Genomic DNA, 19,868 nt, shown 5'->3' on the forward strand with positions numbered 1-19,868 from the left:
GTCAGGCTCGTGCAGCAACGACATCTGATCATCTGGTCGATTATCGTCCTTATGTTTCCCCAACTGGCGCAAACGCTCTACAGCCCCGCGCTGACGGATTTCGCCCGTGCCTTCGGCATTCCGGCGAGCGCCGCTGCCCAGGTATTAAGTGTCTATTTTCTTTGCTTTGCCTTGGGCGTGGTGCTGTGGGGACGGTTGAGCGACCGCCTGGGCCGCCGTCCGGCCGTGTTGGGAGGCTTGCTGATTTTTCTGCTGGCAAGCTGCGGCGGATTATTCGCCACCCGCTTTGAGACCTTGCTGGCCAGCCAGGGGCTGGCTGCGCTCGGCGTCGCCACCTGCTCCATTGGCGTGCAGACCATTCTGCGCGACCGCTTCCAGGGCGCCGCATTGGGCGGCGTGTTTTCATTGGTGGGCATGGCATTGGCGCTCAGCCCCGCGCTGGGCCTGTACGCCGGCGCCCTGCTGGCAAGCTGGCAAGGCTACCATGGTGTGCTGTGGGCCCTGCTGGCCAGCGCACTGGCCTTGTTGATCTGGACGGCCTGCCGCCTGCCCGAAACCCGCCCTTGCCCAACCCATCATGCGGCTCTCTGGCAAACCCTGAAGCTCATGCTGCGGGATCTTGATATTTGGCGTACGGCTTGCCTGGTCGCCCTGTTCAATGTGGCCATGTTCAGCTACTACGCCATCGGCCCGTTTCTATTCCAACGATTAGGGCTGTCGGATGCGCAGTATGGTTACAGCGGCATCCTGCTGGCTGGCGGCGCCGCGCTGGGCGCCTGGGCCAACCGCTACCTGCTGCGCGCCGGTTATGCCGGGCCCGTTCTGATCCGGGCTGCCATTGCCTTGCTTAGCCTGGCAGGCGCTGCCGTGTGGATGCTGCAGGACAACGCCTGGTTTCTCTTGCCGCTGTGCGGCGTCGTTCTGGCCTACGGCGTGGCGATACCGAATTTGCTGGGCGCGGCGCTGCATGCCTATCAGGATCGGCTGGGCACCGCCGGGGCATTGCTCGGCCTGATGTACTACCTGCTGATAGGCATCGGCATGTGGTTGACCGGCCAGGCCCAGGCCCTGGGCGGCAGCCTGCTCGCGTGCGGCCTGCTGGCGATGTGTATCGCCACGGCGCGCCGGAGACCGCCGCAGCACGCCTAGCCTGGCGGCACCAATGCTGCGGGTGCAGCCGTTTGCGCCCAGGGCTCCTGCATGAAACGATTTGCCAGATAATCCATCAGGGCCTGCACCCTGGCCGGCCGGCGGCGCCCTGGGGGAGCGACAAGGCACAGGGCCAAGGGCTCAACGCTCCAATCCTCCATGGCAATCTCTACCTGCCCGGCCTGCAATTGCTGCCAGATCAAAAACTCCGGCTGCAAGGCCAGCCCCAGACCAGCCAGGAGGGCCGGCGTCAGCGCCTCGGCATTATTGGCGCGCATCACTACCGGCAATGCCTGGGTGAATTCGCCTTGTGATGCATGCCTGAAACGCCAGTGCGCGCCGCCGGCAGAATAGCTGTACTGCAAGGCTCGGTGCGCGGCCAGATCCCTCGGATGCTGCGGCCTGCCATAGCGCTGGAAGTATTCAGGTGCGCCAACCAGCAAAATACGCATGCGGCACAAATGGCGCGCCAGCAAACTGGAGTCCGCCAGGTTGGCAATGCGCAAGGCCATATCCAAACCTTCCGCCACCAGATCCACACGCCTGTCATCGAACTGGATATCCAGCGACACCTCCGCATGTTGCTGCAGGAACTCCGGCAACAAGGGACTCAGGCGCTCGATCCCGAAGGACATAGGAGCCGACAACCGGATCACACCGCGCAACGTGGCCGACTGCTCCACCATTTCCGCCTCCACCGCTTCGCCTTCTGCCAGAATGCGTTCGGCCCGCTCCAGCGCGGCATGGCCGCTTTCCGTCAGGGAAAGGCGGCGTGAGGTGCGATGGAACAGCATGGTCTTCATGCGCGCTTCCAGGCGCGTCACAGCCTTGGATACCGTCGCCTGCGACAAGGCCAGTTCCGTTGCAGTTTTTGCAAAAGAGCCAGTCTGCGCCACTTTGGCAAATATGGCCCAGGCTTCCAGGTCTGGTAGTTTCTTTTTCATTCCACAGTCTCCGCTGCATGCCCGACCGCCATGCCGGCGGAGCATCCGCATCGGCTGCCTGCACGTGATCATCCCGGCATTATCCTCGTATTGTCGCGCGATTATCCGGGGATCAAGGCCCTCATCAGCCCTCATCATGCATGGCCGCCAAAGCCGCCCCCAAACCACTGAACACCTAAGAAATGGAAAGCATGGGTTTCCATTTTCGGGATTCCAGGACGCGAGATGCCGCCTTAGACTGTCAGCATCAACTTTGAATCAGCCGTAGGAGGACAGCATGATCGAACATCGTCCCTTTGCCAGCCTGGGTGGCGCCGACCACGGCTGGCTGAATGCCAAACATCACTTTTCATTCGCCGAGTACCATGACGCGGACCGCGTCCACTGGGGGGCGCTGCGCGTCTGGAACGATGACACCATCAAGGCCGGCACCGGGTTTCCGCCACACCCGCATGCGGATATGGAAATCATCACCTATGTACGCGAAGGTGCCATTACGCATCAGGACAGCCTGGGCAACAAGGGCCGTACCGTCGCCGGCGACGTGCAAGTCATGAGCGCAGGCAGTGGTATCCGCCATAGCGAATACAACATGGAGGCCGACAGCACACGCATTTTCCAAATCTGGATTTTCCCGGAAAGCCGTGGCGGCGAACCTTCCTGGGGTACCCGCCCCTTCCCGCGCGATGACCGCTCCGGCCGTTTCGTCACGCTGGCCAGCGGCATGGAAGGCGACCATGACGCCCTGCCCATCCGGGCACGCGCCAGAGTCCTGGGCGCCACCCTCAAGGCCGGTGAAACCATTGAATATGACTTCAATGAAGCCTGGCGCTACGGCTATCTGGTACCAGCGGCCGGCAAGGTAGAAGTCAATGGCATCGTGCTGGAAGCCCGCGATGGCGCGGCAGCCTTCGACGAGCCCAAGCTGCGCATACGCGCCCTTGAAGACGCCGAACTCGTGCTCGTCGATGCACCGGGCTTGAACCACGCCTGAACCTTCCTTGCCTGGGTGAGGCCATCATTGCCAGCGCTGGACGTGCGTCCTGCGCCGGCAGTTTTCAGGCACAATCTCTGCTGCCTGCCCTGACCATCACCGCCCTTCTCACCTCGGCCCGCATGCCCCTGCTACGCGACTGGCTGGAACGCCACCAGATCCTCAGATCCTTCTCTATTTCCTTGCCGTCCTGCTGGCCGCAGGCCTGGCCCTGGCCCTGCCGAGCCAGGCTGCCGGGCTGGAATCCTGCATCAATCCGGCGCTGGCGCTGATGCTCTACCTGACCTTTTATCAGGTGCCGATGACCGAACTGAAACGCGCCTTCCGCCAGATTCGCTTTCTTGCTGCCTTGCTGCTGGCGAATTTTCTGTTCGTTCCGGTGCTGCTCGCCGTGATGCTGCCGCTTTTCCCGGCGGATCCGCTCCTGCGTCTGGGCATGCTGATGGTGCTGCTCTGCCCATGCATAGATTACGTCGTGACCTTCTCACATCTGGGCAAAGCCGACGCCCGCCTGCTCCTGGCAGCCACCCCGGTCCTGTTGCTTGTACAAATGCTGTTGCTGCCCGGCTATCTCAATATCTTCCTGGGCCATGGAGTCTCCCAGGGGGTCAGCGCCGCGCCATTTGTCCATGCCTTTATCTGGCTGATCGCCATTCCGCTGGCCCTGGCCGCACTGACGCAAGCTGCCCTGGCGGCAGCAAAACGCAACCGGGCGGTACATCTGGCAACCCAGGTTTCCGCCCTGCTGGGGGTACTGCCCGTTCCCGCTACCGCGCTGGTGCTATTCATCGTTGTCGCCGCCGTCATCCCGCAGCTTGGCCTGGCCCTGCCAACCGTCTGGAAAATTCTCCCGGTCTATGTCGTTTTTGCCTTGGTGGCTCCCGTGCTGGGCTGGATGGCCGCCCGGCTGTTACGCCTGGCGCCAGCCGAAGGCCGCGCGCTGGCATTCAGCGCGGGAACTCGCAATTCGCTGGTCGTGCTGCCCCTGGTTCTGGCCATTCCTGGTGCGCTGCCCCTGCTGCCAGCCGTCGTCCTGGCCCAAACCCTCGTCGAGCTTGTCGCCGAGTTGCTTTATATTCGTGTCATACCCATGCTGGGCGGCAAGCCCATCAAGCTGAACGGATAATCCCCCTGGCGCCATGACGTTGCATCGTCCCCGCTTTTCATGCACGGACTGCGTGAGCGCCCCGCCGGTCATACCACCACAGAGCGCTCGCGAAGAACACCAGCTGGGCCAGATTCAAGCTGGCGCAGCCCACCCATACCGCTAACTGGCTGGAAGGAAACTGCAGGGTCATCGCAGCCAGGACAATCGCCACGACCACAGGATTCAGGCAAGCGCTCCAGCGCGGCAAATATGTCCTGCCGGCCATGACGCGCCCCATGACCAGCAACCACCCCAGGGTGCTCGCCGTCACTGACCCGATCCAATGCACCGTCAGCAGATGCTGAAACTGGTTGAACGCCAGCACCTGGGCCTCCAGGGCGCTGGTATCGCTCTGCAGCATGCTTTGCGCCTGCAGGCCGACAAAACCGAATGCGGCATGCCCCAAGGGCGACCAGGCATATCCCGCCAACAGCAGCAACACCGTCAACCGGCTGAGGCTCCCCCGCGGCAGCAGGCGATATAGCGCAAAACACGCCAGCAAGTAGAGCAGAACACTGAAAGTGGCCAGATAAATTCCCCACATCAGGCGCTGCGGTGACGCATCCAACATCAGTACAGCCATATTGCTATCGAGCTGCGTTGCCAATGACTGGGAAAACAGCGGATAGTCCGACGGCCTCGGGACAAAACCAACCAGCAGCATATCGGCCGCCGACCAGCACAAGGCAGCGGCAATGCCACAAATCAAACTGCTTCTGATAGCTTTTTGCAAATCAAAAGAAGACATCGGCCACACTCCAGGAAAGCTTCTACAAAACCCGGCTGGCACAGCGCCGGTACGCAGGTAACGCTAAACTACCACGATAACGCCAACTCATGCGGACGCGTCCGCCTCTCCACGCCGCCAGCAAACAAAGAAGCCGATGGACATTACCCTGCTGATTTTCCTGATCGTGTACATCGCCATGGGCTTTGGCAAACTGCCGGGCTTCAAAGTGGACCGCACCGGTGCTGCCGTCGTGGGCGCCCTGGCCATGATGGCTGCTGGCAGCATCACGCCCCAGGCCGCCTGGCATTCGATCGACTACCGCACCATTTGCCTGCTATTCGGTTTGATGGTCGTTTCCGCCGCCTTTGTCGAATCCGGCTTCTATGCCTGGACGGCCCAGCGGGTAGCCACCTTGCGCATCAGCCCGCCCGCCCTGCTGGGGGCGCTGGTCGTCGTGGCCGGGGTACTGTCCGCACTGCTGAGCAATGCCGTTGTCGTCGTGGCCATGACACCGCTGCTCGTTTCGCTGACGCTGGCGCGCGGGCTGAATCCGGTTCCCTTTCTGCTGGCCTTCTGTTTTGCCGCCAATACCGGCGCTGCCGGTACGCTGATCGGCAGCCCCAAGAACATGATCATCGCCCAGGCGCTCGATCTCTCCTTTGTCGGCCTGTTGCGGGCCACCTTTGTGCCGGCATTGATTTCGCTGCCGCTGGTCTGGGGAATCGTCGCCTTCATGTACCGGCGGCGCTGGACGCTCGCCGCCACGCCCCTGACCCAGCCCGTAACCTCGACAGGCGGCACTATTCCGTCACTGGATCGCTGGGAAACAGTCAAAGCCAGCCTCGTCACCCTGGCAGTCATCATCGCCTTCGTCGCCAGCGACTGGCCGCGTGAACTGGTCGCGCTCAGCGCAGCCGGGCTGCTGCTGATCAATCGTCAGATTTCATCCAGCGATATGCTCCGGCATGTGGATGGCAACCTGCTGTTGCTCATCATGGGCCTGTTCATGGTCAACGCCGCATTTTCCGCGACCGGCCTGCCGGAAGTGCTCTTGAGCGACTTGCGTGACGCCGGCATCCATCTTGACTCCCCGATCGCCTTGTTTCTGGTGATCGCCCTGCTCTGCACCCTGGTGGGCACCAACCCTTCCGTCATGATGCTACTGCCCTTCCTGCGGCCCACGGCGGAAACTGCCAACAGCATGGGAGCAGCACTGGTCATGGGCTCCAGCTTTTCCAGCAACCTGTTCATCTTCGGCAGCCTGGCCGGCATCATCGTCGCCGAACAGGCCGCTGCCTGCGGCGTCAAGATTTCCTTTGGTGAATTCGCACGCGCCGGCCTGCCTGTGACGCTGGCGTGCATGATCATGGCGGGCGCCTGGATTCTGCTCAGCGGTACCTGAAAACGCGTCAGTACCCGAGCAGCACCAGTGTCCAGGAGCACACCGCGGCCAGCCAAAGCACGACGACATACCCCGCTCGGCGAATAGCGATATCAAAGCCAGCGCGTTCCAGCCAGGCATAGCAAAGCCCTGCGACGACAAACCCCAGCGACCACAGCACACCTGCCGAAACCGTCGCTGGCCAGACCCAATCGCCCCGCCAGGCCCCCATGCTGCCATGCCATGGCCCCAGTACCGGATAGACTGCGTAATACAGAATGCCACCCAGGGCTCCCATGCTCAGGACGCCCAGCATCGCTGTCACAGACGCAGCAATAAATGATCGCCTGATTCCAAAGAACAGGCCTGCTCCGGCTTTCATCCGAACCACCTATATATATGGCAGCGACGCCTGATCGGGCACAGCTGCCATCACGCCGCCAGACGGTTCCCACCGTTGCACTGGCCGCGCCTGATTCACTCATTGAGCTGCGAATGGCCTTGTTCACACAAGACTCGGCCTGGCGCAGCGCATCCCCTCACCTGGCAATACGGGGCCGCCATAGCTTGGCACGCACTCCGAATTTACCCAGCTTGTATCACCGATTTTTATTATTACAGCAGATGCTACTACAACAGACTTCCCCTCGGTACACAGACCATTCAATCACGATACGCATGTGGTGCCTGCCGCATTGGCAGGCACCCGGTTCAGGCACCCAGGTTCAAGGGTTGCCCCTGGCCCCTTCCAGTGCCCGCAGTTCCTCCTGCAATATGCCCAATTCCTCACGTTCACGTCCCAGCTTGCGCTCTAACTGACGCACTTTATCCAGACGGCCTTCCATCTGTTTCTCCTCGATTTCGTCCAGGAGAGCATCGACTTTTTCAGCCTGTTCTGCAATTTCCGCCCGTTTTTCCTGAATCAGATCCGCATCGCGGCAACGTAACTTGACTTCGGACAAGGCCCGTTCCAGACCGCGCTGGCGATACATGTTGCCATAGGCCCTGGCGTGATCCAGCTGTTGCTCGATTTCCGCCGCCTTGCGCTCACAGAGAGGGTTTGCGGCCTGTGCCGGCAAGGCAGCACAGGCTGCACTCACCAAAATGACTTGCAGCAATCTTCGCATCATCTTTTCTCCTCAGCCATGACGCCGGCGCAGGCCACAAACGGCCACAACCTGCCGGTATATCAAACCCGCCCATTTCGTTACACATTGTTATAACGAATGTCCCGCCCGCACTGAATCAGAACTTTGAGAATTCCACTTTCTCAACGTTAAAGATTTAAAAAATCATGCGAAAACCAGATTTTTTTGCCGTGATTATTGTGAATTTTTTAGATCAATCGCGATTTTCCCCAGTTTAGAGAAATCACGAAAAACAGGGTTAATCCCACGCTCCCTAGCCTTGCAGCCAGACGCTAAGCCCCTTATAAATTGACCTGCCGGACGGTCAATAAATCCACGAGAACATGCTGTCCGGGAATGTACTTACCCATTGCATTCCCCTCTGATGCGCAGCCCTGATCCACGCTGCCACGCATCCGACAGTGCAATTTCACCTTGCCCTGTTACCAACAACATAACAATCAAAACAGAAACGCAATGCGTTCTGGAGGAGCAAATTTTTCATGAAGTCATATCGACATAAACAGCTGGTGCGTAACGTGGCATGGGTAAGTGCCATGGCTGCGCTCATGGTCGCCTGCGGCTCCGACAAATCCGAAGCCGGTTCAGGCACGTCGGAGACGGGCGGCTACCAAGTGGATATCCGCCGCACCACGGGTGGCGTCCCGCATATCAAGGCGAACGACTACGCCAGTGCAGGCTACGGCCTGGGTTATGTCTGGGCGGAAGATCACGCCTGCACCATGTCCGGCCGCTGGCTGACGACTGGCGCCCAGGCTGCCGCCCGTTTCGGCGCACAAGGCCCCGATTTTTCCTTTGATCTGCGCAATGGCAATCTGGCCAGCGATCTGTATATCCAGAAACTCATAGACCAGGGCTGGCTGGAACAGCTGCTGGCCGACCAAAGCCCGGCAGGCGTGTTGCCGGAAGTCCGTGAATTGGTGCGCGGCTATGTCGCTGGCTACAACCGCTACCTGAAAGAAGTCGATTACAAGCTGCCGGACGAACGCTGTGCCGGCGCGGACTGGATCCGCCCCATCACCGAACGCGATCTTTACCTGAACGCTGCCTTCTGGGCCGACATGCTCACGGCCGTGCGCAATGAATTCGACGGCTTCCTGGCGGCCGTACCGCCGGGCGGGAAAAAAGATGCCATGCACATCAGCGCCGCCCAGCGCGCGGCTATCCCTGCCCCGAAAATCCTGGCCAGCAATATGGTGGCGCTGGGCAAGGACGCCACCCGCGACGGCACCGGCATGGTGTTCTCCAACCCGCACTGGGAATGGAACAAGGCCGATGGCATGGTCGCCGCGCACCTCACCATTCCTGGCAAACTCAACGTGAACGGCATGACCTTCGGTGCCAGTCCTGTCATCGGCATCGGCCACAATGACGAGGTAGCCTGGGCAGCCACCTCGGCAGGCGCCACGATCACCAATGGCGTGCGTTACCGTCTGGATCTGGTGCCCGGCTCCCCCACGAGCTATATGGTCGATGGCGAACGTCATGAAATGGTTCCCACCACCGTAACCGTTCAGGTGCGTGGGACCGACGGCAAACTGTCGCCCTATACCCATACTTTCTACGACACCCTTTTTGGCACCGTCACGGTTTCCACGGATCGCCCCTGGACCACCGAGCACGCCTATACCTGGAAACACAGCCCGATCAAGGTATCCGGCCTGAATATGTGGCACCTGTATTCGCAGGCTAAAACCGTGCAGGATATCCACGCCGCAGACAAGGCGACCCTGGGCGTAGCCTGGATCAACTCCACTGCCGCAGACGCCCAGGGGCACGCCTATCGTTCCATGCCCAACCCCCTGCCGTATGTCACCAATGCCATGATGGCCGACTGCGCCGTGGCAAACGGCATTCTGGACGGTAGCCGCACCAGCTGCGCGCCCATTCAGGATGACAGTGCGATCTTCCCTGGCGTCTTCCCGTCCGCGCAGATTCCCTATCAGTTCCGCGACGACTATGTTTACAACGCCAACGACTCCTACTGGATCACCAACCTGCGCGCTCCGCTGGAAGGCTATCCCTCCCTGTATGGCAATGAAAGAACCGTCCTGAGCAATCGCTCGCGCGGCGGCCTGGAGATCATCGAGCAACGACTGCAGCAAACCGACGGCCTGCCTGGCAAGGGTTTCACGCTTGATCAGTTCATCAGTCAGCTGTTCGACGGCCGGGATTATGCGCGTAACTGGTTGCCGGAACTGGTGCCGTTCTGCCAATCCCTGACCAGCCAAGCCGACGCCCCTGCCCAATTGCCGCAAGCCTGCGATGCCCTGGCTGGCTGGCAAGGCACGTACTTGCTGGATGACAAGGGCGCGGTGCTGTTCCGTCGCATCCTGGAAAACGGCAAGGACACTGCCAGCTGGTACGCCGTACCGTTTGATGCCAACGATCCGCTGAACACGCCTCGCGGCCTGAAGACGTCCAACGCCGTGCGCGATGCGCTGTATGCCGCCGTCAACGATCTGACCAGCAACGGCATTGAACTGGATGCCGCATTGCGCAACTACCAGCATCGCACCGTCAAGGGGGAGCGTATCCCCGTTCCTGGCGGCGCTGCCTTCCTGCGCATGAACACGGATCCGTTCCAGGGCAAGAACGGTTGGGAAGCCGTCAGCGGCAGCAGCTTCATTTACTGGGTGGAAATGACGCCGCAAGGCCCGCGCGGCAAACAGATCCAGGTGCAAGGCCAATCGGATGACGCCAATTCGCCGCTGCACGCTGACCAGACCCGGCGCTTCAGCGCAGGCAACTATCTGGATATTCTGTTCACCGAGGAAGAGATCCAGGCCGACCCCAAACTCACGGTCAAAACCCTGAACGCCAAAGCTGACGGTTCCTTCTAAGCGCAGTTCGCTGGGAATACTGAAAGCCTGCGGTCAGCACTGAACCGCAAGCCGCACAACGGGATGCCTGATGCCGGCATCCCGTTGTTTTTCCGGCGGCCTCCGCTGTCTCGCGGATGCCTCGCCGTCCCGTCACCGTGCGCCCTGGCGGCGTTCGCTGGCAACGCCATTGCGGCATCATTAAGACACGGCCACCTTAAAACACCACTGCCGCACCCTCGTGGCGCCGTTGCGACCCGAACACGCCGTTATTGTGGTGCATGGGCCAGGCACAGCTTGCGCCATTTTTCACCAAAATCCTCGACCACCTGGCTCTTCGCGGCCTCGCCTTCGGCCTCTGGCGCTTCGTAGGCATCCTGCGCAATCGTCCGTACCAGCTCTTCCTGGCCACCATAACCCTGGCCGCTGGCGGCGTGTGCAGCCAGCAGATTTTCCAGGCTGACACCATGCTGGCGTACATGCATGGTCGAGCGCGACAACAAGGCCACGGTTTCACAGACCTCTGCTGTCGTGGATTGTGCACCCGTCACCGGTGACAGCAACGCCAGCACCACCGCCAGGCCACCTGCCCTCGCCATCCGTCCCATCATGACATCCTTCATTTACTGCTGCTCCCTGCTATCCGTTGTCTCATTGCGCATTGCCCTGAGCTGTCTTTCCGGCTCCCTGCACCATACACGTTTGCCGCCCACATCATAAGGCGGTGGCAAAGGTTGCCAGGCCAAATATGATGCCGGGGGCATTGGCAGCGGCAATCGGCCAATCCCGTTTGGGCTTTTTCATCAAACCGTAAATGACCCATAGGGTGCAGTTGATGGCCGCCACCAGCGGCTGCAACCAGTCTCCCTTGATGCCCTGCAGGTTATTGCTGATCTGGGGGATATAGGACACATACATCGCCATCGCAGTGGCTGTCGCCACCCAGCCCAGTATCGTGAACCAGCGCGCTTCCGGTACTGCCGTCATGTCTTGTCTCCTTGTCACACTCATGAATTCGTCCGGCCAAAGGCCCTCAGCTTGCCGTGGGGCCTGCCAGCCTCAATGCCTGGGCAAAATGAGCAATTAGCGCCTGAATCTTGCGCGGCAAATATTTTCTTTGAGGATAGGCGGCAAACAATTCCAGTGGTGCCGCCGTCTTATCCAGGTCCAGCACTTCCAGCTCTCCCGCCTCCAGCGCGGCCTGGCATGCTGACCGCGCTAGGATAGCGTAACCCACGCCTTGCCGCGCGGCTTCCAGCGCCAAGGCTCCACTATCCAGGCGCACCTGCGCCTGCACAGTCTGGTTCACGATACGACCATTGCCTGAGCGAAAGCGCCAGGGCGCGCCCCCGAGGATGCTGGCCGTCGTTATGCAGGGCAAGTGTGCCAGCTCTGTCGTGTGGCGCGGCCTGCCATGGCGCGCAATCAACGCTGGCGCAGCCACGACCACGCTATCAAAACTGATCAGGGGGCGGGCCACCCAGAGACTGTTGGGCAATTCCCCGCGCCCGACCAAAACCGCCAGATCCGTATCGGCCAGCCCTGTATCCAGGCTGGCATATGTCGTCACACAACGCACCTCCAATTCAGGATGCTGGCAAACAAAATCCACCAATGCCCGCCCCAGCAACAGCGGACCGACTTCGCTGGGCAGACTGACCCGTAACCGGCCACGCAAATGCGCGGCATCCGGCCGCAGCATCTCGACGAAATCATCCAGGCCATCGAGCGCACCACGGAAACGCTCGAACAGCGCCGCTCCCGCCTCGGTGGGCTGCAACGGCCGTTTCTGGCGTTCCAGCAAACGTGTGCCCAGACTTTGTTCCAGGGTATTGATATGACGGCTGACGTTCGAGGTCGGCAAGCCCAAGGCCTTGCCCGCTGCGGCGAAACTTCCCTCGGCCAGTACCACCGTGAACACCCGCACTGCATTCAAATTCAGCTTTGCCATCGCCATCAGTCTCTATTTTGATCATTAAATCTTATCAAAATAGAGACTGATGGGATGCCGCACAGCAGCCTATGCTGGCGCTTTTCCAGACTCCAGCCAGCCATGCGCATTCCTTCATTTTTTCTTCCTACCGTGATCGGCGGCACCCGTAGTAGCGGGAACCGCATCGCCTGGATCGTCGCCGCCATCCAGTTCACCAATGCACTGGAGTACATGGCCATCAGCCCGCTGTTTCCCTGGCTGGCCGCCGACTTTGGGGTGCCTGTCGCCTGGGCGGGCTATGCAGCGGGCATCTATACCGGCACCGCCATTCTGTCCGGGCTGGTGGCCTATTTCTGGATTGATCGTTTCGACCTGCGCCGCCTGTTGATGAGCACGCTAGCCGTACTGACCCTCGCTACGCTGGCCATTACCCTGGTCCAAACGTTCGCCGGCCTGATGTTCTGGCGTGCGGTGGCCGGGCTGATGGGCGGGCTGGTCATGAGCGCGGCCTCCGGCGCTCTGCTGGCCCATATCACGCCCCAGGAACGGCCTGCGTTATTGGCGCGGGTGGTGGCCGCCTTTTCCGCCGTCCGCATCGTGGGCACCCCACTCGTCATCTGGATCGCAAGCCATTGGGGCTGGCCCTGGTCTTTCCGGCTGATTGCACTGTGCTGCCTGCTATGTCTGTTTGCTGCCGCCATGGGTTTACCGCCCAGCCCTGCAGTGCGCCCCTCCGCCATGCCGGAAATGCCCTGGGCTCACTTACGTGGCAAAACCCTGGTGTACGCGGCCCTCAATGCCATGTCACAGCTGCCCGCCTTGCTGCTCATCCCCCTGCTGGCCCCCTTGCTGGTTCTCCTGGCCGGCACATCGGATTCATTGCCGCTACTCTTCTGCATCGGCGGTGTCGCCGGGTTGCTCGCCTCACGCTTGGCCGGGAAATTCATGCGACATCATTCGCCGGCACGCGGATTTGCCATTGCCCTGGGCCTGTTCGCCGCCAATCTGGCAGGTGTTCTGAGCCAGCACTGGCCCGCCTGGTGCGTCATCCTGGTATTCATGGCTACGACCTACACTGCCCTGGTCGCCGCATCCACCCTCAGTGCTGCGCATCCCGTCCCGGAACGTCGCGCCAGCTTTTGCGCATTGCAATCCGCCTGCATGCACCTGGGTTCGACGCTGGCGTTCGGCGCTTCCGCGCTCATCATGCCGTCCAGTGCCCGGCAACTCAGCGACTACACCCCCCTGATCGCTTGCGCAGCCTTGCTGGCCCTGGGCCTGATCCTCAGCCTGAGAAAGACCTTCTCTGCCGCAGCAACCTGAGTGGATAGCCTGGGCCCACCGCGATTGGCCACTGCCTGCCCCGGCTCGGCCGGCGAGCCGGATCATGAAGAAATTCTGGCGATGGCATGCTCAGGGGCTTTTCCTGGCCCCAGGAAATACTGTATAAATACACAGCAAACTCTGGAGACTCACCATGTCATACACCATCACGCTGCAAGATGCCCCGACAGAACTGCCGGAGCGCGCCCGCATGGATGCCGAAAGCCGCTTCCGCCGCACACTGGAACGCGCGCTCGGCGGGCCTGAGGCCGTTACCGAAACCTACCGTGCTTGGCAACAGGCCGAAGAAGCCAGCGATGCAGAAATGCGCCAGGAAGACATCATGCTGGCCAAGAAATGGATCACCGCCGCCATGCGAGCCCGTAACGAAGGCTTCCGCGAGCTTGGAGAATGCGAAGCCTATTTTGAAGTGCGGCTGGAACGCTGAGCACAGGCCTGATACCTCCCGCCTTGCAATCCAGGACACGGGCTCCCGCCCCGGCGGCGCGACCGCCAACCAAACCGGGAGCCCCGCCGCTGCGTTACGACATGACTGACACCAACTTGGTGTTCAGATAGGCCTCCAACGCTTCCGGGCCACCCTCCGAACCATAACCGGAATCCTTGATCCCGCCGAACGGCAGTTCCGGCCAGGGTGCGGCAGGCTGATTCACCCAAAGCATGCCAACTTCCACCCCTTGCGACAGCAGGCGCAGATTGTGCAGCGAACGGGTAAAGGCATAGGCAGCCAGCCCGAATGGCAGACGGTTGGCCTCGGCAATGGCGTCCTCGATGTTGTCAAACGCGCGCACCGCTGCCACCGGGCCGAAAGGCTCTTCATTGAAGACCGGTGCTGCCAAGGGCACATCATCCAATACCGTCGGGGCAAAGAAATTGCCCGTTTCCCCCAGGCGCTTGCCGCCAGTCGCCAACCGGGCTCCCGATGCCACCGCGCTTTCCACCACCTTCTGCATGGCATCCAGGCGGCGTGGGTTGGCCAATGGGCCTAGCGTCGTCTCGGCTTCCAGGCCATTCCCGACCTTCAGGCTTTCGGCATAGCGCACCAACTCCCGCGTGAATTCGGCCTTGATGCTCTCTTGCACCAGGAAACGCGTCGGTGAAATACAAACCTGTCCGGCATTGCGGAACTTGGCGCCGCCAATTGACTTGACGGCCTGCGCCACATCCGCATCTTCCGCCACAATGACAGGCGCATGCCCACCCAGCTCCATCGTGGCACGTTTCATGTGAGCACCGGCCAACGCCGCCAGCTGCTTGCCCACGACCGTCGAGCCTGTGAATGTAATCTTGCGGATCACCGGATGCGGAATCAGATAGGAAGAAATCTCGGCAGGATCCCCATAGACCAAACCAACCACGCCTTCCGGCACACCGGCATCCACAAACGCACGCACCAACTCTGCCGGAGAGGCAGGCGTTTCTTCTGGTGCCTTGACCAGAATGGAACATCCGGTGCTTAGCGCGCCGCACAGCTTTCGCACCACCTGATTAATCGGAAAGTTCCAGGGCGTAAAGGCTGCGACCGGGCCAATCGGCTCCTTCAGCACCTGCTGCTGAGCGGCGATATTGCGCGACGGCACGATACGTCCGTACACCCGGCAACCTTCTTCCGCAAACCATTCAATGATGCCCGCCGCCGACAAGGTTTCAACACGAGCCTCGGCCAAGGGCTTGCCTTGCTCCTGCGTCAACAGGGCGGCGATGCGGCCTGCGCGCTCACGCAGCAAACCGGCGGCGCGACGCATTACCGCAGCGCGTTCCGGCGCCGGCGTCCTGCGCCACACCTCGAACCCCTTCTGCGCGGCGGCCAGCGCCAGATCCAGATCTGCCTTGCCAGCGTGGGCCACCTGGCCAATCACCTGCCCCGTCGCAGGATTGCGCACATCCAGGCGGCGGCCATCGGCCGCATCACGCCACTGATTGGCAATCAGCAACTGAGTCGAGGGATACGAAGTTTCAACTTGCGACATGCGTGCTCTCCAAGGTTTGACAAGCTCCGATAGCCTAACCCAAGACGGGCCATGCCGTGCGGCCAAAGGGGGAAAACACCGGGAGAAACCGGCGTTTTCGCAGGCGCAAATGGCACCGGCTCCCCTCAAGCGACACCGCTCAGCTTGCTGCTCCGAACAGCGTGCCGATCGCGGCGGTCAGCGCCATGGCAAAGGTTCCCCAGAACACCACCCGGGCGCAGCTCCGCCATACGGACGCGCCACCTATCCTCGCGGCCACGATGCCCAGCACGGCCAGGCTGAGTACGGCGCCGCCTATCGTCCAAGGCAACAGAACCTCTTCGGACACCAGCAGCACCAGTAGCACCGGAATGATTCCGCCCGCAGCGAAGCTGGCTGCCGACGCCAGGGCCGCCTGCAAGGGCCGCGCCTGCCCGGCCTCCGAAATACCCAATTCGTCGCGGGCATGCGCCCCCAGCGCATCGCGCCGCATCAGCTGGGTCGCCACCTCGTCGGCCAACCGGGGTTCCAGGCCGCGCCGGACATAAATCGCCGCCAGCTCCCGATGCTCCAGATCCGGCGCCTCCTCCAACTCGCGGCGCTCGCGATCCAGGTCGGCATTCTCGGTATCCGCCTGCGAATGCACCGACACATACTCGCCGGCTGCCATCGACATCGCGCCCGCGACCAGGCCCGCCACCGCCGTCGTCACAATGCTGGCATGGCTGGCATTGGCAGCGGCAACCCCCGCCACCAGGCTGGCCGTGGAAATAATGCCATCATTGGCCCCCAGAACCGCCGCCCTCAACCAGCCTATCCGCCCGGTGCGATGCCGTTCCGCATGATTGCGCTGCTGCAAGGTACCCATGAATCCTCCGTCGCCGAACTGATGAAAACAAGCTGCCGAGCAAGCCCTGCCATGGCCAGCATAGATCATCTTTACCCTCCTCCGGCCGTGCAAAGACACAGCGTCTATCGGGTACATCGGCTATGCACTGGGCCACACAAGCCTGTCTCGGCCCAAGGACGTATCATGTAGGGCATGAATTCCACCCTTTCGCCCCTCGAAGAACTCATGGCGCTGGAACAAGCACTCTGGCATGCCAGCACCCGCTACGACCTGGCGTTCCAGCAACGCCACTTCGCGCCGGACTTCCTTGAATTCGGGCGATCCGGCCGAATCTATTCACGTGCCGACTGCCTGATGCAAAACGGCCCCGACATCCAGGCCACTTTGCTGGGCATGCAAGCCCGTGAACTGGGCGCAGGCCTGGTGCAACTGATCTATGACAGCATCGTCATCGGCCCGGACGGCCTGCCCCAGCATGCGCACCGCAGCTCGATCTGGTCACGACACCAGGGCACCTGGGTCTTACGCTTTCATCAGGGTACGCCGTACCAGCCCTGACACAACTTCGGCGCCCCAGCAATCTTGGCCATCCTCCCGGCACCACGCTGCCTCTTGGCTCGCCTGCCCTCTTTCCTCTCGATTACCATGCACACCAATTATTTTGAAAGCCCGTTTCGCGGCAAACTGTTGAGCGAACAGGTGACCAACCCCAACATCCGGGTTGGACGCTACAGCTATTACTCCGGCTATTACCACGGCCACTCCTTCGACGACTGCGCACGCTACCTGATGCCCGACCGGGATGATGTGGACAAACTCATCATCGGCAGTTTCTGTTCGATAGGCACGGGCGCCAGCTTCGTCATGGCTGGCAATCAAGGCCACCGCCATGATTGGGTCTCTTCCTTCCCCTTTTTCTTCATGCAGGAGGAACCGGCCTTCGCCGCCGCCCGGAATGCCTATCACGGCGCAGGCGACACCGTTATCGGCCATGACGTCTGGATCGGCGCGGAAGCCATGATTCTGCCTGGCATTACGGTCGGTCACGGGGCAGTGATAGGCAGCCGTGCCCTGGTTACCAAGGATGTTGAGCCCTACACCATCGTAGGCGGCAACCCGGCCAAACCGATCAAGAAACGATTTGCCGACGAAGCCATCGTCCTGTTGCTGGAAATGCAATGGTGGGATTGGCCCCTGGCACACATCCAGGCCGCCATGCCGCTGCTCTGTTCAGGCGATATTGCAAGCTTGCATCAGTACTGGAAAAACGCAGTCGCAACCTAGCACAACTGAGCGCCAGCAGCGCTGGTGCACAGGCAAGCAACACGCATAGGCGGCTTTGCTGCGGGCGCAGCTACCCGCCTGCGCGCGAATTATTGCCCCAGGCACGCCGGCGCCACAGATGACTCATGCAGCGCTTTGCGGCTCGGTCAGGCGTTCGATCTGCGCCAGCCATTCGCATACGATGGCATTCAGGCCGGCCAGCGTCTCCGCCTGCTCGTTCTCGGCCGCCAGCAAGTCCTCGGCGCCATGGGCCTCGCCCGACACCCAGGCCGCCAACTTCGTCAACATTTCAGCCTGCGCCCCAGGCGCAATCGAATGCTTGATGGCCCAGGCGCTGATATCGTCGCACAACTGCTCCGCGCTGGTGACCAATGGAAACCAGGCAGCCGCTTCCGGCCCGGCCGGCGGCGGCTCCTGCATGGCGTTTTGCAACTGCCCTCGCATCGTTGCCAGCGCGACATACACCTGCCGGCGCGTCACAGTCTGCCGCCCCGGCACCACGCCCCCATCCCCCTCCGGCCTGAGCGCCAGCAGATACTGCGCCAGCCGGGACCGCGCTTCCTGAAACCCTCGGGTCAATACCTGTGCGTGGCTGCGCGGCCAGAGGAAATAGCCAAACACCAAAATAATGACGCCGCCCCAGACGGTATCGACCAGGCGCGCCAGACCATAGTCGATATTACGTATCCCTGGTGCAATTTCATCCAGCAAGATCAACACCACGAGCGTTGCGCAAAAAGTCGCGAAACCGTAGGAACGCAGCACTGCCCATGGCAACAGCGCCGCCAGCAAGGCCAGTACGCACACCATTCCCATGCCCTTGGGCACCAGCGCGAAGATCAGCGCGCCGACGGCCACCGCCACAATCGTTCCCAGCATGCGCAGCACCGTACGAGCGAAAATCGACCCCAGTTCGGGCTTGAGCACAATGATCACCGTCAGTGGCGTCCAGTACCAATGAGGGTCGTCATTGAACCAGCGCGTCGCGAACGCCAACCCGATGCACAAAGCCAAAATCGCTGCCGTCTTGATCGTCTGCGGCGCGACGGCCAAACGATCCAATAAATGCCGGCGTGGCTGAGCCTGCCCAGGCGCCTGAAAAATACGCTCCGCCATGCCATGCGAGGAGGCATGCAACCAGAAAATCTGGCGGAAATTTGCCAGCGCCCGGGGCAAGAGCATGGCACCGGCGGGGTTAGGATCCACAGCAGCCATTGAAAACGACTTGCCCAAGCGCACCTGGCGGGCGATTTCACGCAGCTCCTGCGCGCAGGCCGTCAGGTTCTCTGGAATCTTTGACGCCAGCGTCGCTGAAAACAGATGCTCCACGCCTTGCAGCACGGATGCCTCCCAATCCAGATAGGGAGAACGGCCAGCCTGATGCCGATAACGGCTGGACAGCAAGCCGCCATAGGCTGCGGACAATTTGTCGGTCACGGCCCGCCGATAGGAAGCCTCGCCAGCAACGGTAATGCCGCGCGAGCGTGCCGTCGCCAGCTTGGCAATATCATCCAGCAAACTCGCGACTTCATTGATAAATGGCCGCTGACGGTAAAGCAAGGCCTCTATCCCCAGCAACAGCGCATAGAAGCCACAGCCCGCCAGGAAAAACAAAGCCGGTTGCCAATAGGGTGCAATGGCTGGAATCGCAATTGCTATACACCCCATCAGCAGCCCCTGCACCGTCCCAGCAGAAAATGCCGAACCGAAACTGCTGACGATACCGGCCACAAATGCCGCCAGCGTCATACACGCGACCACCCAGCCCCAAGGTAAATCGCCCAGATACCCCAGGAAAAAACCAATGGCACCGATCGGTGCCACAATCAGGATTTCCTTGAATCGGGGGAGATAAGGACCATCCCGCTCCCCCAGGCATAGGCCGAGCGCGCCCAAGGACATCATCATGAAAGTCGCAGGGGAATCCAGCATCATGCCAAGCAGAATCGGCAAGGCAATCGCCAAGGCCGTCCGCACGCAACGGGCCTTGGGCCAGCTGGCAGGCTTCAGCCGTGTCAATTGCCGCAACCAAGCATTGGGGCGAACCGTGCCATCCAGCGTGACAGAGCGAATCGTGTGGCGTTCCATGTTGCAGCGTTCCTCGCATGATCCGGCCTCTATCCCACGGGACAAAAACCGGCAAACCGGCTGACAGGCCGCACATGATAGCCATGGCGGCAACGGCCACCCCGC

The 19,868-nt window shown here is 61.3% G+C and carries 19 protein-coding genes; 9 read left to right on the top strand and 10 right to left on the bottom strand.

Annotation, left to right across the window (positions count from 1 at the left end; genetic code table 11):
- The first annotated feature begins 9 nt into the window (after nucleotides 1-9).
- Nucleotides 10-1,149: an MFS transporter gene (locus tag ACNA1V_RS06490; protein WP_415832780.1), complete on the top strand. Its 1,140-nt coding sequence runs from the start codon at nucleotides 10-12 to the stop codon at nucleotides 1,147-1,149.
- Here ACNA1V_RS06490 and ACNA1V_RS06495 read toward each other — a convergent pair.
- Nucleotides 1,146-2,093 (bottom strand): LysR family transcriptional regulator, encoded by a 948-nt coding sequence (locus ACNA1V_RS06495; protein ID WP_415832781.1) that lies wholly within the window; start codon nucleotides 2,091-2,093, stop codon nucleotides 1,146-1,148. The genes ACNA1V_RS06490 and ACNA1V_RS06495 overlap by 4 nt on opposite strands.
- 277 nt (nucleotides 2,094-2,370) lie before the next feature.
- Between ACNA1V_RS06495 and ACNA1V_RS06500 the strand changes: the two genes are divergently transcribed.
- Nucleotides 2,371-3,087, top strand: coding sequence for a pirin family protein (locus ACNA1V_RS06500; protein ID WP_415832782.1), 717 nt, complete (start codon nucleotides 2,371-2,373; stop codon nucleotides 3,085-3,087).
- A gap of 271 nt (nucleotides 3,088-3,358) precedes the next feature.
- Nucleotides 3,359-4,213, top strand: a complete 855-nt coding sequence (locus ACNA1V_RS06505; RefSeq protein ID WP_415832783.1) for an arsenic resistance protein — start codon at nucleotides 3,359-3,361, stop codon at nucleotides 4,211-4,213.
- A gap of 37 nt (nucleotides 4,214-4,250) precedes the next feature.
- Here the strand turns inward: ACNA1V_RS06505 and ACNA1V_RS06510 are convergent, their stop codons facing one another.
- A complete protein-coding gene (locus ACNA1V_RS06510) occupies nucleotides 4,251-4,982 on the bottom strand; it encodes a DUF6796 family protein (RefSeq protein WP_415832784.1) in 732 nt (243 codons plus the stop codon).
- A gap of 136 nt (nucleotides 4,983-5,118) precedes the next feature.
- Here ACNA1V_RS06510 and ACNA1V_RS06515 point away from each other — a divergent pair, with 136 nt between their 5' ends.
- Nucleotides 5,119-6,366: an ArsB/NhaD family transporter gene (locus ACNA1V_RS06515; RefSeq protein WP_415832785.1), complete on the top strand. Its 1,248-nt coding sequence runs from the start codon at nucleotides 5,119-5,121 to the stop codon at nucleotides 6,364-6,366.
- Between the two features lie 7 nt (nucleotides 6,367-6,373).
- Here ACNA1V_RS06515 and ACNA1V_RS06520 read toward each other — a convergent pair whose 3' ends face one another.
- Nucleotides 6,374-6,670 (bottom strand): hypothetical protein, encoded by a 297-nt coding sequence (locus ACNA1V_RS06520; protein ID WP_415832786.1) that lies wholly within the window; start codon nucleotides 6,668-6,670, stop codon nucleotides 6,374-6,376.
- 400 nt (nucleotides 6,671-7,070) lie between these two features.
- The gene (locus ACNA1V_RS06525) at nucleotides 7,071-7,475 is read right to left on the bottom strand and encodes a DUF1090 domain-containing protein (protein ID WP_415832787.1); all 405 of its coding nucleotides are present in this window, start codon (nucleotides 7,473-7,475) and stop codon (nucleotides 7,071-7,073) included.
- Between the two features lie 500 nt (nucleotides 7,476-7,975).
- On the opposite strand from ACNA1V_RS06525, the gene ACNA1V_RS06530 reads away from it, so the two are divergent.
- Nucleotides 7,976-10,336, top strand: coding sequence for a penicillin acylase family protein (locus tag ACNA1V_RS06530; RefSeq protein ID WP_415832788.1), 2,361 nt, complete (start codon nucleotides 7,976-7,978; stop codon nucleotides 10,334-10,336).
- A gap of 248 nt (nucleotides 10,337-10,584) precedes the next feature.
- Here the strand turns inward: ACNA1V_RS06530 and ACNA1V_RS06535 are convergent, their stop codons facing one another.
- The 3 genes from ACNA1V_RS06535 to ACNA1V_RS06545 all read right to left on the bottom strand — a co-directional run bounded on the left by ACNA1V_RS06535 (nucleotide 10,585) and on the right by ACNA1V_RS06545 (nucleotide 12,266).
- Nucleotides 10,585-10,938 (bottom strand): hypothetical protein, encoded by a 354-nt coding sequence (locus ACNA1V_RS06535; protein ID WP_415832789.1) that lies wholly within the window; start codon nucleotides 10,936-10,938, stop codon nucleotides 10,585-10,587.
- Nucleotides 10,939-11,029: 91 nt separating this feature from the next.
- Entirely contained in the window at nucleotides 11,030-11,302 is a 273-nt protein-coding gene (locus tag ACNA1V_RS06540; RefSeq protein WP_415832790.1) for a hypothetical protein, read from the bottom strand.
- A gap of 46 nt (nucleotides 11,303-11,348) precedes the next feature.
- Complete coding sequence (locus tag ACNA1V_RS06545; protein WP_415832791.1) at nucleotides 11,349-12,266, bottom strand: LysR family transcriptional regulator; 918 nt, start codon at nucleotides 12,264-12,266, stop codon at nucleotides 11,349-11,351.
- A 102-nt stretch (nucleotides 12,267-12,368) separates the two neighbouring features.
- Between ACNA1V_RS06545 and ACNA1V_RS06550 the strand changes: the two genes are divergently transcribed.
- Together ACNA1V_RS06550 and ACNA1V_RS06555 are read left to right on the top strand one after the other, a co-directional pair.
- The gene (locus tag ACNA1V_RS06550) at nucleotides 12,369-13,571 is read left to right on the top strand and encodes an MFS transporter (protein WP_415832792.1); all 1,203 of its coding nucleotides are present in this window, start codon (nucleotides 12,369-12,371) and stop codon (nucleotides 13,569-13,571) included.
- 154 nt (nucleotides 13,572-13,725) lie between these two features.
- On the top strand, nucleotides 13,726-14,019 hold the full coding sequence (locus ACNA1V_RS06555; RefSeq protein WP_415832793.1) for a hypothetical protein: 294 nt from the start codon (nucleotides 13,726-13,728) through the stop codon (nucleotides 14,017-14,019).
- Nucleotides 14,020-14,113: 94 nt separating this feature from the next.
- Here the strand turns inward: ACNA1V_RS06555 and ACNA1V_RS06560 are convergent, their stop codons facing one another.
- Both ACNA1V_RS06560 and ACNA1V_RS06565 read right to left on the bottom strand, forming a co-directional pair.
- A complete protein-coding gene (locus ACNA1V_RS06560) occupies nucleotides 14,114-15,562 on the bottom strand; it encodes an NAD-dependent succinate-semialdehyde dehydrogenase (RefSeq protein WP_415832794.1) in 1,449 nt (482 codons plus the stop codon).
- Between the two features lie 139 nt (nucleotides 15,563-15,701).
- Nucleotides 15,702-16,409 (bottom strand): VIT1/CCC1 transporter family protein, encoded by a 708-nt coding sequence (locus ACNA1V_RS06565; RefSeq protein ID WP_415832795.1) that lies wholly within the window; start codon nucleotides 16,407-16,409, stop codon nucleotides 15,702-15,704.
- Nucleotides 16,410-16,583: 174 nt separating this feature from the next.
- On the opposite strand from ACNA1V_RS06565, the gene ACNA1V_RS06570 reads away from it, so the two are divergent.
- Both ACNA1V_RS06570 and catB read left to right on the top strand, forming a co-directional pair.
- A complete protein-coding gene (locus ACNA1V_RS06570; protein WP_415832796.1) occupies nucleotides 16,584-16,949 on the top strand; it encodes a nuclear transport factor 2 family protein in 366 nt (121 codons plus the stop codon).
- Nucleotides 16,950-17,036: 87 nt separating this feature from the next.
- Nucleotides 17,037-17,675, top strand: a complete 639-nt coding sequence (gene catB / locus ACNA1V_RS06575; RefSeq protein WP_415832797.1) for a type B chloramphenicol O-acetyltransferase — start codon at nucleotides 17,037-17,039, stop codon at nucleotides 17,673-17,675.
- 123 nt (nucleotides 17,676-17,798) lie between these two features.
- Here catB and ACNA1V_RS06580 read toward each other — a convergent pair whose 3' ends face one another.
- Nucleotides 17,799-19,763 carry an FUSC family protein gene (locus ACNA1V_RS06580; RefSeq protein WP_415832798.1) on the bottom strand — a complete coding sequence of 655 codons (1,965 nt, stop codon included), beginning with the start codon at nucleotides 19,761-19,763 and terminating at the stop codon, nucleotides 17,799-17,801.
- Between the last annotated feature and the right edge of the window lie 105 nt (nucleotides 19,764-19,868).

Source organism: Kerstersia similis (genome assembly GCF_965139615.1).
GTDB lineage: Bacteria > Pseudomonadota > Gammaproteobacteria > Burkholderiales > Burkholderiaceae_B > Kerstersia > Kerstersia similis.